Consider the following 16,672-nt stretch of genomic DNA (forward strand, 5'->3'; position numbering starts at 1 on the left):
CCGCTAGTTGCTTAGAAGTCATTCAAAAGAAAACAGCCGCTTCGAAGTAATAACTTCTGCCCGGGCCGCCCGGCGTTTCGACCAGATTGGTTCGAATGTACTCGGGGTACGTGTAGGATTCATCCAGCAGGTTTTTTATTTTACCTGTGAATTTGTAACGCTCAGAAGGTTGGTAGCTGAGGTTGGTGTTGAGTAGCAGGTAGTCGTTCACTTTCCCAGAAGTACCGTCGTTGGTGGTGTAGGCCTTGTCTCCAATGTACTGAGCGTTGGCGGAAGCGCCCCAGTACTTACTGGCTTTATAGGCCACAGAGGCATTGCCCTGGATGTGCGCTATGTATTCCAGCCCGTTGTTTTGGCTGTCCTGACCTTCTTTGTAAGAAATGTTCACAAAACCACTGAGCTGTTTGTTCAGTGAGTATTTGAGTTCGGACTCAAGTCCCCAGATGTTCACATCGTTGCCATTTACGTAGGTGGCAGATGCTCCGTTCATGGGTGGCTGTCGGACAATGCCTTCTTCCAGTTGCTGATAAAATGCATTAATCCGCAAAGCCAGGGTTTTCCATTGGGTATCTATGCCTAAATCCAGGGTTTTAATTTTTTCTCGGTCGAGGCTCTGGTCACCGAGGATGACGTTGGATTCAGAGTATCGCTCTAAATAATCCGGATTTCGGAAGGCTTCGCCATAGAGCAGTTTGATCCGGGTGTCGGGAGAAAGGGAGTAAACGGCGCCCAGTCTGGGAACGAAATCGCTGATGCCAGCGTCTTCATTATGATTTAACCGGCCACCGGCGATGAGTGAAAGCTGATCATTAGCCTGCCACTTCCACTGTGTAAAGATGGATTTGTTGGTGGTGCGTATTTCGCCATAGTAGGGCGTAAGCTGGTTGTCTGCACCCGTGTCATTGAAGGTTACGGAATAAGGCTCGCTCTTATCGTGTTCTATTTCCAGCCCGCTGATTAAGGACATCCCAGGCTGAATGTGCCATTCGTAATTCAGGTCGAAGGCCCACATACTGCTCTGGGTATCAAGCGTCGAGTTGTAGTTGCTTCGGTTCGGGGTAAACGGGTCTATCAAATTGCCGCCATCGGTTTGTCTTGAGTTTTGGTCATGGCGAAGTCGGGTTGATAAAACGCCATTCTCAAATTGCCAGTTATATTTGGCGTCAATGTAATAGGCTGAGAATTCATGGGTGCCAGCTTGTTGGACTTGTGGCCAAACACCGTATTTCATTTTGGTTTGTTTGAAGTAACCGACGTTTAATCGAAAATCATTCTGGGTGAAGTCAATGAAGAGGTTGGTCAGGTCGTTCTGATAATCCAGATTAACGGGTTCTCCCAGCTCATCGATGGTGTCGTTGTAATCATAGCCATTGTCTTTTTGGGTACTGGCGCTGATCAGCAAAGGGCCGGCCTGGCTTATGAGTTCGGCGTAGCCGTGGTTGTTTTGTCCTATTCTGGTGTAGAGTTCGGTTGAGTTTAAGCTGGCACCGTCTCTTGTAATGATATTGATGACACCTGAGAGGGCATTAGTGCCATATAATGCAGAACCAGGACCTCGTATAATTTCCACCCTTTCAATCATGTGTAACGGCATGAACTCAAGATGTGAAGAGCCAGTAACGGTCTCAAACGTAGGATGGTCGTTGATCATAACTAATACTTTATTATTGTGATGTGGCTGCAATGTGCCACGAACATTAATAGCGGTATATCCAAAATACGTTTCAGTCAAAGTAATTCCAGGAACAAAACTCAGCGCCTCATAAAGTGTATTCGCTCCAAGGTTTTCAATATCTTTGCGGGTTAATACACTGATTATTGATGGGCTTTGGGAAACAGTTTCCTTTTGTCGGCTACTGGTTATAACTTCAATTTCGCCGAGCGCCTCGAGAGGAAGGTCAAAAAAGTCTTCGTCAGGTTCGCTGTCAGCGACAACTTGGGTGCTGTGTAATAGAAACACAAGAACAGAAAAAAAGAGACGAATACACATAAAAAGTCTATGGCTACTAAATTATTCTTATAAGTTATGTTCTGTAACCATACTAGACCTTTAGAAATGGTCAAGTAATTGACGATGTTTGATGTGTAAAAAAAGTAACAGTGACGCAATTTTGTTAATCAATCGTAAACAGTTTTTTCGGGCCTTAAAAAACCACTTATAAAACACAGGGTTCTGAAATTGGCTATCTTGTAATACAAGAGGATCGGTTAATCTGCGCGTTACGCAAAATTTTCGGGGAAAAGTCATGACATTGGATACCATTGAAGGCTATTTGATGACCATCGTAGGTACATTAAATGATGTAGTCTGGGGTAATCTGCTTATTTATTTGTTATTAATTTCGGGTGTGTTTTTTACCTTAGCTACGCGTTGTGTTCAGTTCCGGTATTTTGGACACATGATTAAAAACTTAAAGAACAGTCGCGAAACCCGAGGAGGAATTTCTCCGTTTCAGGCGTTTTGTACCGGATTAGCTGCTCGTGTTGGCACAGGTAACCTGGCGGGAGTTGCGGTGGCTATTAGTTTGGGTGGCCCTGGTGCGATTTTCTGGATGTGGCTGGTGGCGATCATTGGCATGGCAACCAGCTTTGTTGAATCAACGTTGGCGCAAACCTTTAAGGTCAAAAACGAAGATGGCAGTTCACGAGGCGGACCGGCTTACTATATTGAGCAAGGGTTGGGCTCTAAATTTTGGGGCGTCATTTTTGCGTTGTGTTTGATGGTGTCTTTCGGATTTGCTTTTAATGGCGTTCAATCAAACTCGATCAGCGCTGCATTGGAACTATCCTTCGATATTCCGACCTGGTTAAGTGGCGTCTTTATTACCTTAGCGACCGCAGCTGTAATTTGGGGAGGCACCAAGCGCGTCGCGAAGTTTGTTGAGGTGGTTGTACCTGTGATGGCGATCGCCTATATCCTGGCTGCATTGACTGTGGTGGTGTTGAACATTCCTGAACTGCCGTCGGCATTCATGAATATTCTCTCCTCGGCATTCGGTTTGCAGGAAGCGGGTGCCGGTGCTTTGGGTGCTGCCATGATGAATGGAATCAAACGGGGTTTATTCTCGAACGAAGCGGGTATGGGCAGTGCAGCCAATGCGGCAGCCACGGCCAACCCAAATCCTCATCACCCGGCGACACAGGGTTTCTTTCAGATGTTCGGTGTTTTTATCGATACCATCATAATCTGTACCTGTACTGCGGCGGTTGTGCTGTTATTCGACGGATATGCCGATTCAGATCTGAAAGGCATTCAACTGACTCAGGTTGCGCTTTCTTCCCATCTTGGTGATTGGAGTGGTACTTTCATTGCGCTGATTGTGACTGTGTTTGCGTTTACCTCCATCGTGGCGAACTACACTTACGCAGAAGGCAATCTGAAGTTCATTACTGAAAGTGATAATGCGTTGAATGCATATCGCATCTTGCTGTTAGGCATCGTTATGTATGGTTCCATTGGTAGTCTGCCTTTGGTATGGAACTTTGCAGACTTGACGATGGGCATCATGGCGTTAGTGAATTTAGTGGCGTTATGTTTATTGTTCAAACACGTAAAAGTGATCTTCAAAGATTACGAAGAGCAGCATAAGAAAGGGGTTATTCCTGTGTTTGAGAAGAAACGCTACCCTGAAATTGAAAAGCGGATTCAGAGTGACGTTTGGACGGAAAACCGTTCAGAAGTTTAGAATTGATGTTTTCATAGCATAAAAAAGCCCGAGTGATCGGGCTTTTTTATGGATGACTTCTGGTGTTTAAGTCGGCTTCAGACTAGAGCTTAAACCAGTTCGAAGTTAATTTGTTTTCTGTCCCAATTGACACCTTTGACTTTAATCGTAACATTGCCTTGTAACTGGAATCGTTGGCCTTCTTTGGCGTGTTCCATCAGTTCTTGATTAAAGCTGGTACCCAGTTCTTTGGTTGCGATAAAGCCTTCAACGCCATTTTCATCAATGCGAGCGTGGAAGCCTGCGCTGTTTACGCCGCAGATTACTGCTTCAAACGATTGGCCCGCCAGAGTTTCAGCATATTGGCACTTCATCCATTGTTCCAGATCGTTCGCGGCGGATCGAGATTGCAGCTGTTGGCTGTAAATGGACTGGGCTTGCTCAAGAGAAAGCGCTGGTTGAGGTACGTCAGTCAAATGCGCCGCAAGAATACGATGAATAATTAAATCATTGTATTTACGGATTGGAGAGGTACAGGTGGTGTAACACTCAGCGGCCATTCCTACATGCGGTTTGGCTTCTAAGGTCATTTCGCTGCGCTCCATGTTGCGGTTTACGATCACCGCCAGAGGGAAGTCCAGATCAAGTGCATCGGCACTCTTTAATACTTGCTGGTATTCGCCCGGCTTTCGTAGTGCCTCACCTTGAATGTTCAGACCGTGGTTAGTTACCAACTGAACCAACTGTTCGACCCTGTCTTCTCTGATTCCGGCATGGTTGATGAACAAGGCGTTAATTTTTTGAGCTTTTAAGAAGGCTGCAACCAATTGGTTGGTGGCGATCATGCATTCTTCGACAATTTTATGCGCGACGGTCTTTGATTGTTTTTCAATAGACACGACTTTCTTATTGTCATTCAATCGAATGCGATAATCAGGTCTGTCTGGTAAAACAGAGGTAGGACGCTGGTTGTTCAGTTGAGCACTGGCTTGTTCAAGCACTTTTAATGATGTCTGAATGGCGTCGGAGTAGGTCGCAATTTCTTCTTGGTTATCTTGATCTTCGGTTAGGAAAGAAGCGACGCCTTGGTAGCTTAATTTACCGTGAGATTTTACGACGGCTTTTTGCAACGCTAAATTGCTTGTTTTACCTGAGCTGTCGATGTCCATAGAAATGACTAAGGCTAAACGTTCCTGATCAGCCACTAATGAGCTGAGTTCGGTCGATAACTCGGCAGGAATCATAGGGATGGCGTTATCAATCAGGTAAGTCGAGGTCGCTCGTTTCTTCGCTTCGGCATCAATAGCGCTGCCGGGAGCGATCAACGCTGCAGGATCTGCAATGGCCACCATTAATTTGATGTCGCCATTGTCTTGCTGTTCAGCGTAAAGAGCGTCATCCATGTCTTGTGTGTTGGATGAGTCAATCGTGACAAAAGGAATGTGCGTCAGATTCTCTCTATTGGCTTTAAAGCCCTCAATGCCTTGCTCTGTAATGGCCTTGGCTTCTTCAATGACTTTTTCCGGCCATTGGTGGGATAACTGATAGCGACGAATAATGAGCTGTTCTTCAATGCCTGGTGTTTCTGTATTCCCCAGAACGGACAGGATTTCTGCCTGAGCCTTACCTTCTGACTTAAACGGGTGACGTGTCAGCTTACATTCAATGAAGTCGCCATCTTTAGCGTTTGCTCGTTTGTTTGGTGGAATGAATATCCAGCGGGTGGCGCGGCCAATTTCCGCATCCACAAAGTGCCCTTTGCCTTTTATTATGTAGCGGCCGATTACATCGGAAACATCGCTTTTAATCAATCGCTCAATTTCAGCGGTGGGCTTATCCGACTCTGCGTTAAGCAGAGACACTTCGACCCGGTCTCCCGGTAATACTTTCATGTATTCATCGGGAGGCAGAAAAACTTCACGTCCTTCATCCAGAATGACAAAACCAAATTTGGTGGAAGTGGCTTTAATCTCGCCTTCAAATGTTGGTTTACTTGCTTTGATTTCGCTTTTAAGTTGTTCTAACTGGGCAAATGCTTCTGGATTAATCATGATAATAATTCTGAATTGATGCGCTTTTGAGTAAATCGAGACGAGTGAATATTCGTTGGCTCGATATAAAGGATGATTGGTCAGGTCTGGATGGATTCAGAACTGTCGATTAAGGCCTATAACAGGTATTATTTCTAGGAGCGCATGATACCGCCAGTGTTTATAATAGGCCAGCGATCCGTCAAAGAATCTTGATTCGGTTGGTAAACTGGTGGCTTTTTTACTTTGTCTGAGAGGTCTGCTCGTATGGGGCAAGTCATAGAATTTAAAAAACCGAATCAGAAACAAAAAACCAAGGAAAAAGCCAAAGGCAAGACCTTGTGCATTAATGGATTCCATAAGTGGGCTGTGGATAAGTCCAAACAGTTTGATGTTAAATCAGGCAAACTGGTAACTGTGTATCGCTGTGAACGTTGTAATGAAGTGAAGGTAAAAGCCCATTAAAATGTCTGTGGATCATTCCGCTCAGCTTGCTGAAGCATCTCGAACTTGTCCTTTATGCCATCAAACGGACACCAACCTTTATTTTGAAGATAAGCGAAGACCCTACCTTCAATGCAGTCAGTGCGATTTGGTGTTTGTGCCGGATGTTTTTCGGCTGGAGCCAGACGAAGAAAAAGCCGTTTATGATTTGCATGAAAATGATTTCGATGATCCAGGGTATCGTCGGTTCTTATCACGATGTCTTGATCCGGTTGTTGAGCGGATTAACAAAGGAGATATCGGTCTGGATTTCGGTTGTGGCCCCGGCCCTGTTTTGGCCAGCATGTTTGAAGAGAAGGGTTGGTCAATGGCGATCTATGATCCCATTTATCACTCTGATGATTCGGTGTTTTCTCGGCAATATAATTTTATTACCTCCACGGAGGTCATTGAGCATGTGTATGAGCCGGATATTGTCTTGAAGACGCTCATAGATCTGCTCGCACCCCAGGGACTTTTGGCGCTTATGACAAAGCGGGTTCGTTCAAAGGAAGCCTTTACCGGATGGCACTATAAGAATGATGTCACTCATGTAGGCTTTTATAGCGATGCTACATTTCAATGGATTGCAGACCAATATCGGTTGGAATTGACGTTCGTTGGGGCCGATTTAGCGTTATTAAAGAAGTAAACTATATCAATTTTTTTCGATTTATAATTAAGCGTTCTATCAATAACTTTATTCATATTTTTTCTTTATGCCGCTTATCCTCAATCGGTGGCTACTTTTCCTAAAATGAGCATTAATTCACAATTATCTTAAATTTCGGCTTGAAGGTCTGAATCACAACGATTAGTCTTAGGGTTGAACAGACAACAACTATATGTTCCAAAAATAATAACAATATGGAAGCAGTCCAATGCGTGATTACTATAAGTGGATAGGGCCCGTTTACGACTTTCTTGGCAGAGTCTACAGTGGTCAACAGATTGAACATTGTAAAGTTGCTATGTTAGAGCACTTGAAACCTGGTGAAAAAGTTCTGTTTGCCGGGGTTGGTCACGGCCGTGATGCAATTCATGCTGCAAAGCAGGGCGCGGACGTTACCGTTGTCGACTTATCGAAAACCATGCTTGATAACTTCCAAAAGTTGCTGGATAAAGAAAATGTTAGTGTGAACGTGCGTCAGGTTCGCAGTGATATTTTTAAGGTCGATGAGTTAGAGCAATACGACATGGTGGTGGCTAACTTCTTCCTGAATGTGTTCAGCAAACCTATGATGCAGGATGTTCTTAAGCATCTGATTACTTTATGCAAACCAGGCGGTTACGTGGTTGTCGGGGACTTTATCTATCCGACAGGTAATATTATCTCTCGTACTCTGAAGAAAGCTTATTGGTACGGCGCTGTGGTGATATTTTGGGCGATTGCGAACAATGCCTTGCACGAAGTGTATAACTATCCGGAATTTATGAAAGAAGCGGGCCTTGAAATTGAACAAAAGAAACGCTTCAGCTTATGGAAATTTAATGCCTATTGGTCCGTTTTGGGCCGTAAAACTGCGTAATTTTAATGCCAGTTTAGTTATTTAATAAAACCGGGACGAAAGATTCCGGTGACAAAATAAAAATAAAAAATAGAGGGCGGAATAATGGAAGATCAAACACTACTTGTCTCAGGTAGAGCGCTGACTGGTTTTAACGGTTTCTCTTTATCGGAGCGCGTTGAATATTTAAAACAGTTTGGTGGTCACAGTCAGTCATATTCAGCGATGCAGCCGGATATGAGGTATTTTGATTTGCCTGGTGTGGGCTTTATCGGATATAAGCAGAAGTTTGGTATTTCCTTTGTGTTGGGTGATCCGGTTTGTGCTACTGAGCACAGAGAGCATCTCGTTGCCCAGTTTTTAAGTAAATTCCCTAATACCTCGTTTGTTCAGGCATCGGAAGACGTCGCCGTTATGATGCATAAGCGTTTTGGTTATCATTCCACTCAGTTTGGTATTGAGTCTTTCATTGATTTAACCAAGTGGTCTTTGAAAGGAAAGAAAAAGCAGGTATTACGTACTTCGCTTAACCAAGCTGAAAAGCGAGGCATCGAAGTTAAAGAGAGTTACGCAGAGCAGCGTACCAAAGAAATCTCAAAGGCCTGGCTTCAAACGCGCCGGGTCAGCAAAAAAGAAATTAATTTCGTGATTCGCCCGATGTCGATGGATTACAAAGAAGGCACCCGAAGCTTCTATGCCTATCAAGATGGTGAGCCTGTCGGTTTTATCTTCTTCGACCCTATTTATGAAAACAACAAAATTGTGAGCTATGTTCCAAACATCTCACGTGCATGTGCTTCATTTAAACAGGGCATTTGGTATACCTTGATGATTCACGCGATGGATGTTTTCAAGTCGGAAGGTTTAGAACGTGTGGATTTAGGCCTGATTCCTTTAGCCGGTTTGGATGCACCAGCTTCACATGAGTCCAAGTTATTGAAAGGGATCATGAATTTTGTTTATGACAAGTGTAACTTCCTTTATAACTTTAAAGGACTTCACTTTACCAAGAGTCGTTTCAGGGGTGAGGATTTTAAGATTTATTATTGTCACCGCCGCTCATTGCCAACTCGCGACATATTGGGCGTGATGTTGCTCTCGAATCTGCTTTAACCTCTATTGAGGCAGATATTCCGCTTTTGCGTTATTACGTTTCGGCCCATCCTTTGATGGGCTTTTTTATGTCCGAGTGTTATTTAACGATCCAGGTTTTGTGTTTGTGAAAGGGAATCGCTGGGTTCATCTTCGGCAAAGTACTCTTGGTATTGTTTGTCATCAAGCTCACTGATGTCTCTTCTTTCTTCTACCTGCTCTGCAAATGTCCAGATATAGCCATTCAGGTCTTTTGCTGTGTAAATGCGATCTCCCCAAAAGGTATCCAAAGGCTCGGATACAATTTCAGCGCCACACTCGTTTGCTTTTGTGTAGTGCTCAACAACGTTAGGGACATAAAGATACAGACCGATGCCTTGTTGTTGCCCCGATTGGTTTGGTGTTTGTGAAGCGCTGCTGAAACTGCCTTGTCGTTGAAGCATGATCCTGGCGTCCAGGCAAAACATTTCAGCAAAAATAATCAGACCGTCACGGATCAGGGGCGTGTCTATTCTTTCAAATCCAAAGACAAGTTCGTAAAAACTCATGCTTTCTTCTGGCTCTAGAACTGTAATACATGGCGTTAATTGAGGAATGTGCTCGGGTTTGAAGTGGCCTGATGACATGAGACTGTCCTGCAGTAGGAGAGTTGGTATCCGTTAACTCTAGAACAGTCTCTGCATCTCGACAATGTAATCGCATTAACTTTGAGTATTTTTTAATCGGGGTTAATCCGCGCAATTTATGCATTTAGTCGCATAGGGTAGGGCGGCTATACGCGCCGGGTTAATTGTATTTCCACATTCGGAGCACAACCCGTAATCACCGGTTTCAATTCGGTTGAGCGCGTTGTTGATTAATTTAAGTTCAAACTTACCTTCGGATTCAAGGGCATGGAGGACATCAAGGTTCTCTTGCTCGGTTGCTTGCTCGCTAAAATCCTGGCTGAGCGGTTCTGACCGGTTCAGGTCATGGCTGATTGCATTGACCCGGCGCTCGATTTGGTCTTTCTGTTCTTCTAGCTTGAGTTTTATTTCATGAATATCCATAGGCTACCTCTTTGTTTCTATAAGATGCCTCCCCATTAAGGCATCTGACTGCCAGGGTTTTCCTGGCTCAGCCCGTTGGACATGGGCCTAACTGGTTTTTGGCAGTGCCGATATTTCTGATAGGATCACGAATCAAGCAGATTGATTGTGCACTTTTATCAAATTCATTGTCTAATTTAAGTATATCTAAGGATTCTAATTTGTGTTCAATTTAAGGGGAGAAAACATGATTGAGCCAGAACAGGCGTTGAAGGGGCGTTCAAAAGTCATGGACGTTTCTGGGGTGCATCGGGTCACTGGAAATTCCATGCGGATCTCTCCGGCTTCGGACATGTCGAGTATTGTGGTTGGGATGGGCTGTTTTTGGGGGGCTGAACGTTTGTTTTGGAATATCCCTGGTGTCTACTCAACCGCTGTGGGGTATGCCGGAGGGTATACGGAAAACCCCCTGTACGAAGAGGTTTGTTCTGGAATGACAGGCCATACCGAAGTTGTTTTGGTGATTTACGATGCGAGCAAAGTAAGTCTTGAAACTCTCTTAACGTGCTTTTTCGAGAATCACGATCCGACGCAAGGTATGCGGCAAGGTAATGATATGGGAACACAATACCGGTCCGCAATTTACACCTCAAACGAGCTTGATAAACAACTGGCTGTTTCGATGAAAGAACAATTTGAACTGGCGTTATCCAGGCGAGGTTTTGGGTCGATCACTACTGAAATAGACCTTCTGAATCATTTTTATTACGCAGAGGAGTATCATCAACAGTATTTAGCGAAGAACCCAAACGGTTATTGTGGGTTGGCCGGAACCGGTGTGTGTTTCAGTCAATAAAGTTCTTGATGGCATGATGTACATCATCGCGTCATTCTGCAGGTTTTGTAATCTCAATCTATACTTTGATGATTCAATAGGAGTTTTTTAAATGCCAAAACAAACCCTGAGACAAGCCATTGACGAGTTAAGAGACAACCTTGATGGTGTGGAGCTTAAGAACCCTGAGAAGGTGAATGACCTGTTAGACCGCATTGATCACCAATTGGTGTATCAGGATGTTTCCGATTGGGATGAAGATATTATTTCAGAAGTTGAAATGAGTGTGATTGAGTTTGAAGATCAGCACCCTATGGTGGCCGGTGCTTTGAAAAGCATCATGAATGCCTTACATTCTATTGGTGTATAGAATTGGGGTTATAAGCAGGCGATTTGTCGCCTGTTTATAACCTGTGGCCTGAAGAGCTTCAGGCTAACATTATTTTAGTGACGCGTAATAAGCTGCTAGATTTTTGATGTCGTCGTCGCTAAGAGGTTTTGCCATTGATCCCATCACAGGGTCTTTGCGTCGGCCATCTTTAAACGCTTTTAATTGCTTAATCAGATAACCTTTTTTTTGTCCTGCCAGATTTGGATACATGTCCATTGCAGCAATGCCTGCCGCGCCATGGCAGGCAGCGCATGTGCCTGATTTTGCTTTACCTGCAGCGATATCGCCTGCTTGGACGGATGTTGAAAGTGCAGCTATGGCTACCAGGCTCAAAAACTTTTTCATCGGCTTCTCCATTTATAATAATTGAGCAGACTTTCACTGCTCATGCTAAGTCGTATTATTAAAGAGAAAACAAAAAATAGTTTTGCTACAGGTCAATGGTTTCATTAATCAGGCTATCGAGCGGCAGGGGTTTCGCGATGCCGTAGCCTTGGCTGAATTCCACTCCGATGTCATTGATGATTTCCAGAATGGTGTCGTTTTCAACGAATTCAGCGACGGTGCTCATGCCCAGTGCTTTGGCGACGTCGTTAATTGATTTAACCATGGTTTTATCAATATGGCTGTTTGCGATGTCGCGGATAAAACAACCATCAATTTTAAGAACGTTAAACGGTAAGTTTTTAAGGTAGCCATAAGAAGCGAAGCCGGAACCAAAGTCGTCCAGTGCCAGATTGAAACCTTCATCCCGAATGCGGCGAAGTAAGGGTAAGGATTTGTCCATGTTAATGATGGCACTGCTTTCCGTTACCTCGAAACAAATTTTCTCGGGAGGAATGTTGTTTTCATGAAAACAGTTGATGATGAAGTTAATGGCGCTGACGTCATTGAGCGACGCTGCGCTTAAATTAATGGACGCCCGGTTAAGCTCTTTTAAATGTTCCGGGTGTTTAATAAGCCATTGGCAGTAGTTTTCAACTACCCATTGGTCGATGGCCGGCATTAAGTTATAGCGTTCGGCGGCAGGCAAAAACAACCCTGGCGGAATAATTTCATTGGCACGATTGGTCATTCGCACCAGTATTTCGTAATAACCTGAATAAGCCCCTGTTTTGGTGGGGACGATCAGTTGTTGATGCAGGACGAATCGGCCGTTTTCCAAGGCCTGGTTGATTTCAGACACCCGGTGCATTTCGGACTTTAAGGCCTGGGCTTCGCCTCGTTCATGATCATAAATATGAATGCTGTTGCGGCCCTGGTCTTTTGCAGCAAAACAGGCGGTGTCTGCCAGGCTGTGAACGTATTCAACGGAGCTGCAATCGTCGTTGATTGAAATAATCCCTATGCTGGCCCCCAGAGAAAACATAAGGTCGCCCCATGGAAACTGGAAGTTGCTGATGGTTTGTCGCATGTGTTCGGCAAACTGGTAGCTGCTCTCTTCGTTATACCCAGACAAGATGATTGCAAACTCGTCTCCACCTAATCGTGTTAGGCATGACCCCAGCGGAATGAGGTCGCTCATGGTGGCAGTCAGCTCTTTCAATAACTTATCACCAGCGGTATGACCGCAAGTATCGTTTACGACTTTGAACTGATCCAGATCGATGTAAATTACGGACGAGTCGACGTTTTTGTTTTGATAGTTCTTAATTGCTTCAGACAACGAACTCATGAACTTTCGTCGGTTGTAGAGACCTGTCAGTGGGTCGTGATCCGCCAGGTACTCAAGTTTCAGCTGGCTTTCTTTGCTGTGGGTGATGTCCAGTAGTGCACCCGAGAATACTTCAGAACCGTTTGCGTTAAATTGATCCGTGCGTAAGTAGACGGCGGCCCAGAAATTACTGCCGTCTGTTCTTTTACCCTGAACCTCATAGCTTCTGACTTCACCTTCTTCACGAATTTGCTTCATGATGTTTTTCAGATCGTGGTCTGAAAATAATTTATCGGACTTTACAGAAGATTTAAGTTCATCAATGTCTGCGTAGCCGAGCATGTTACACAATGCTGGGTTTGCTTCAATGAGCTCGCCTTGGGTCGTGATGGTGAAAATACCTTCCAGCGAGTTTTGAAATAAGTTGTAGAATTTTTCCATCAACTTTAACGAGGTGGTTTGGGCCCTTTCTTGCTCCAGTTTAGCACTGTTGATCCGGTTCGCTAATGAAAAAGACAATAAGAACAAACCTGTTAGCGAGGTGTAGACCAGAAGGTATTCGGTAGAATCGTTACGGGGAAGAATGCTTAAACGATTGAGGATCATAATGGCCCCGCCAAAAAGGAATAACCCCCATGAAATGGTAAATAACCGGACGCCGGGTACTTTTTTTATCCACAGATGAATGCTGAGAATATTGATCAGAACAATGGAAACAGATGTGATAGCAAACGCTGCACCTATGCGTGTGGAGTGGTTCAGGATGAATGCAGATAAAATGATCCACACACCCAGCAAGGCAATGGTATTACAAATATAGTAGTAGGGTTTTAAGGTGTATTTTAATCGCAGCGCGACAATCGGTAACAGTGCGCCAGAGATGGTCATGATTCCTAAGCAAACGGTCATCCATCGTTCATTCCAGGTTTTTAAGTCCAGGCCCAAGTATTGGATGGATACTCCAGAGGAAATCGAAACCAACGCCGAGGTGCTGATGGCGAGTAAGGCGAACAGTAAGTAGGTTTTTTCATTTACGGATAAAAACAAGAAAATATTATAAATGCCCAGTGCGGTTAAAATCCCAATGAACGCAAATAGCAGCGATTGACTCATCAGTCGGTTTTCATAAAAGGCAACTTCGTCCCAGACGGTGATCGGCGCCTGAATAAAGCCGTCATTCTGTAGACGCATGTAGACGGTCACTTCCTGACTTGGGCCTAAGTGGATCGGAAAGGCAAATGCCGAATCGCCGATGGGTCTGGTTGAGTAGGAATAAATGCTGCCTGTACGGTAGTGGTCTGAATAATCGGTACTGTTACCATAGCTGTAAAAAACTTCGACATAATCCAGTAAGGCGTAATCAAGATGAAGTATTTTCTTTGTTCTTTGGTGGTCCTGATTTTCCAGTTTTATTCGTAACCAAATATCACCAGTCACCAGAGAAAAGCTTGGCACACTCTGGTTGCTGGATTGCCACAATTCAGATGGCAGGTTGATCATGTCGTGAATGTCTTTTTGTTGTTGAGGCGCTAAATAATAATCAACGTATTTGCCAATGCTGTCGCCTTTATTTTGGTGGTTCAACGGAAAGCGATCGAATTCACTGTTGGCGATACTGGCGGTGCTTATTAGTGTGAAAGCCATAACGCAAACTAATTGCAGAATGTAGGTAGGAAGCAGGGCTGTTATTTTTAGAATTTGCAGGGAGGTTAAATACATTGGGCCAATCAAAGTGAAAGATATCGTAAGTGAAATATGGACTATAAATCTAAAAATCCAGTGCTAGACTGAGGTTAACCCATAACTAACCTTCAGGGTAGTCTAAATTCACGGATGTGCATGTTTTAAATAGGATTTTTTGTGATTTTTGCCCATTTTAAATCATTTTTTCCATACCGGATTGGCTGTTTTGTTGTTATCTCCGTGTTTTCGATATTGGCCTATGAACTGCAATTTCCTTTGTTGGAAAGAGTGGCTGGCGGTTTTGATGATATAAAGACGGTCATGCGGCAATCCATGGGTGCTGCGCCGGAACCGCATCCGAACTTGGTGGTGGTGACAATCGATGAGCCGAGCATCAATGAGTTTGGTCGATGGCCGTGGGACAGAAAAAAAATGGCGGCGTTATTCCAGTCGCTGAAACCTGCCGCCGTCGTTGTGATGGATATTGTCTTTTCCGAACCCTCCAATCCTGATTCGGATCAAGCCATGGTTGACCAGATTGAAGCGAATCAGAATGTTATTTTAGGGTATTTCTTACGCAATGAAGCAACCGAGCATACCGATGAGGAAGCGCTCGATTTTTTAGAAGAGTGTTCTTATTTTGATTACGAGCTCAAAGCCGATAAAGTGAAGGTTCGGGAATTTCCCTATTCCGAGCTGAATATACCGGACGTTGCAGACGCAGCTTTAACTTGCGGTTTTTTCACTACGGAACCCGACCCCGATGGTTTATTCCGACATTATTCCATAGCCTATATCCATGAAGGATTTTTGCTGCCACCGATAGGCATTCAAGCCGTCCGACAGTACTTAAACCAAGAAGCTAAGTTGGTTTTGGATGAAAAAGGCATTCAACGTTTTTCTTTGGGCGACTCACTTTTAGAGTCTCAGAATTTTCTCAGAATTAATTTTACCAAGTCCGTGAACAGTTGGTCTGCAAAAGACGTTTTGAGTGGCAGTATTTCCGCAAAAGACATCAAAGATAAAATCGTTATTGTTGGGGTGACGGAAGTGGGAGTGTTTGATATGCGTCCAACTCCGATTGATGCAGTGACACCGGGAGTGTTTCTTCACTACATGGCTGCCAGTAATTTACTGAATAATAACCTGATTGAAGAATGGCCTGCGCTGGATGTGTTCAGTATTTTGTTTGGTTTATTGTTGGTGTTAGTCATTAGTTGGATGAAACAGCCCAACTATAGAATGACCTCGTATTTCTTTGTTATACCTCTGTTTATTGTGATTTCTTGGCTGCTTTATTTTCAGGGGAATATTTGGCTTAGGGAGTTCTATACGGTCATGCCGATGGTGATTTTAGCTATTGCCATTGAGTTGATGTCCGCAATCCATGCTGATCGGCAAAGCCGTCAAATTAAAGATGCCTTTTCTTCGTATGTGTCATCCGAACTGGTGGGTGAAATCATTAAAAATCCGGAAAGCCTTAAGTTGGGGGGGGATGAAAAGGAAATTTCGGTGTTGTTTTCTGATTTAAGAAACTTCACTTCCATGTCTGAAAAGCTGACGCCAATAGACCTTGTTTCTTTGCTGAATCAGATTTTTGACCCCATGACTGAAGCCATACTGAAAGAAAAAGGCATGCTCGATAAATACATCGGTGATGCCATTATGGCGATTTTTAATGCGCCCATAGAACTGGAGCAACACGCAGACAGAGCCGTTCAGGCGGCACTGGCTATGGTTACGATCAAAAATCAAAAGAACATTTCGCTCCGGGAGCAAGGGCTGCCAACCATTGAGATTGGTATAGGGGTAAATACCGGGCCTGCGGTGGTAGGGAACATGGGGTCTAAGCTCAGATTCAGTTACACCGCAATCGGTGATGCAGTGAACTTGTCCTCTCGTTTAGAAGGCATGAACAAGCCTTATGGGACGAGAATTTTAATCAGTGAAAACACGAAAAACGCTTTAAGCCAACCTTATCAGGGCTTCTTATTACGGATGATGGATCGAATCCGTGTGGCCGGTAAAAACGAACCTGTCATTATTTTTGAAGTGATGATCGATAATGACAACAATAAAGCTTTGGCAGCTCAATTTGAACGGGCTTTAACTCAGTATTTTAACAGCCAATTTTTACTGGCTCTGGAGTTATTTTCTGAGTTGGCGCATGCCTATGAGGATCAGGCTTCGAACTACTTTATTGCCCGATGTGAACAGTGTTTGGCTGAGCCCCCCCCGGAGGACTGGGGTGGGGTGACCAGTTTTAAGAAAGGATAGCTTTTGCGGTGGGCTTAATTGCTCAG

At 44.2% G+C, this 16,672-nt stretch carries 14 protein-coding genes; 8 read left to right on the plus strand and 6 right to left on the minus strand.

The window, feature by feature from the left end; all coding sequences use genetic code 11:
• Window positions 1–22: 22 nt before the first annotated feature.
• A complete protein-coding gene (locus ABD744_RS01720; protein WP_344794815.1) occupies window positions 23–1,990 on the minus strand; it encodes a TonB-dependent receptor plug domain-containing protein in 1,968 nt (655 codons plus the stop codon).
• 256 nt (window positions 1,991–2,246) lie between these two features.
• Between ABD744_RS01720 and ABD744_RS01725 the strand changes: the two genes are divergently transcribed.
• A complete protein-coding gene (locus ABD744_RS01725) occupies window positions 2,247–3,686 on the plus strand; it encodes an alanine/glycine:cation symporter family protein (RefSeq protein WP_344794817.1) in 1,440 nt (479 codons plus the stop codon).
• A gap of 89 nt (window positions 3,687–3,775) precedes the next feature.
• On the opposite strand, the gene ABD744_RS01730 is transcribed toward ABD744_RS01725, so the two are convergent.
• Entirely contained in the window at window positions 3,776–5,716 is a 1,941-nt protein-coding gene (locus tag ABD744_RS01730; protein WP_344794819.1) for a ribonuclease R family protein, read from the minus strand.
• Window positions 5,717–5,962: 246 nt separating this feature from the next.
• On the opposite strand from ABD744_RS01730, the gene ABD744_RS01735 reads away from it, so the two are divergent.
• The 4 genes from ABD744_RS01735 to ABD744_RS01750 all read left to right on the plus strand — a co-directional run bounded on the left by ABD744_RS01735 (window position 5,963) and on the right by ABD744_RS01750 (window position 8,799).
• Window positions 5,963–6,160 carry a hypothetical protein gene (locus tag ABD744_RS01735; RefSeq protein WP_344794822.1) on the plus strand — a complete coding sequence of 66 codons (198 nt, stop codon included), beginning with the start codon at window positions 5,963–5,965 and terminating at the stop codon, window positions 6,158–6,160.
• A gap of 1 nt (window position 6,161) precedes the next feature.
• Entirely contained in the window at window positions 6,162–6,830 is a 669-nt protein-coding gene (locus ABD744_RS01740) for a class I SAM-dependent methyltransferase (protein ID WP_344794824.1), read from the plus strand.
• 229 nt (window positions 6,831–7,059) lie between these two features.
• On the plus strand, window positions 7,060–7,707 hold the full coding sequence (locus ABD744_RS01745) for a class I SAM-dependent methyltransferase (protein ID WP_344794826.1): 648 nt from the start codon (window positions 7,060–7,062) through the stop codon (window positions 7,705–7,707).
• Between the two features lie 84 nt (window positions 7,708–7,791).
• A complete protein-coding gene (locus ABD744_RS01750) occupies window positions 7,792–8,799 on the plus strand; it encodes a DUF2156 domain-containing protein (RefSeq protein WP_344794828.1) in 1,008 nt (335 codons plus the stop codon).
• 83 nt (window positions 8,800–8,882) lie between these two features.
• Here the strand turns inward: ABD744_RS01750 and ABD744_RS01755 are convergent, their stop codons facing one another.
• Window positions 8,883–9,404, minus strand: a complete 522-nt coding sequence (locus tag ABD744_RS01755) for a VOC family protein (protein WP_344794830.1) — start codon at window positions 9,402–9,404, stop codon at window positions 8,883–8,885.
• Window positions 9,405–9,506: 102 nt separating this feature from the next.
• Window positions 9,507–9,827: a TraR/DksA family transcriptional regulator gene (locus ABD744_RS01760; RefSeq protein ID WP_344794832.1), complete on the minus strand. Its 321-nt coding sequence runs from the start codon at window positions 9,825–9,827 to the stop codon at window positions 9,507–9,509.
• Between the two features lie 226 nt (window positions 9,828–10,053).
• Here ABD744_RS01760 and msrA point away from each other — a divergent pair, with 226 nt between their 5' ends.
• Together msrA and ABD744_RS01770 are read left to right on the plus strand one after the other, a co-directional pair.
• On the plus strand, window positions 10,054–10,662 hold the full coding sequence (msrA, locus tag ABD744_RS01765) for a peptide-methionine (S)-S-oxide reductase MsrA (RefSeq protein ID WP_344794835.1): 609 nt from the start codon (window positions 10,054–10,056) through the stop codon (window positions 10,660–10,662).
• A 91-nt stretch (window positions 10,663–10,753) separates the two neighbouring features.
• A complete protein-coding gene (locus ABD744_RS01770) occupies window positions 10,754–11,011 on the plus strand; it encodes a DUF4404 family protein (protein ID WP_344794837.1) in 258 nt (85 codons plus the stop codon).
• Between the two features lie 69 nt (window positions 11,012–11,080).
• Here the strand turns inward: ABD744_RS01770 and ABD744_RS01775 are convergent, their stop codons facing one another.
• Together ABD744_RS01775 and ABD744_RS01780 are read right to left on the minus strand one after the other, a co-directional pair.
• Window positions 11,081–11,377, minus strand: a complete 297-nt coding sequence (locus ABD744_RS01775) for a c-type cytochrome (RefSeq protein WP_344794840.1) — start codon at window positions 11,375–11,377, stop codon at window positions 11,081–11,083.
• Between the two features lie 85 nt (window positions 11,378–11,462).
• Window positions 11,463–14,330, minus strand: a complete 2,868-nt coding sequence (locus ABD744_RS01780; protein ID WP_344794842.1) for an EAL domain-containing protein — start codon at window positions 14,328–14,330, stop codon at window positions 11,463–11,465.
• Window positions 14,331–14,546: 216 nt separating this feature from the next.
• Between ABD744_RS01780 and ABD744_RS01785 the strand changes: the two genes are divergently transcribed.
• On the plus strand, window positions 14,547–16,646 hold the full coding sequence (locus ABD744_RS01785; protein WP_344794844.1) for a CHASE2 domain-containing protein: 2,100 nt from the start codon (window positions 14,547–14,549) through the stop codon (window positions 16,644–16,646).
• Window positions 16,647–16,672: the final 26 nt, after the last annotated feature.

This window comes from Litoribacillus peritrichatus, assembly GCF_039537985.1.
In the GTDB taxonomy this organism is placed as follows: Bacteria; Pseudomonadota; Gammaproteobacteria; order Pseudomonadales; family Litoribrevibacteraceae; genus Litoribacillus; species Litoribacillus peritrichatus.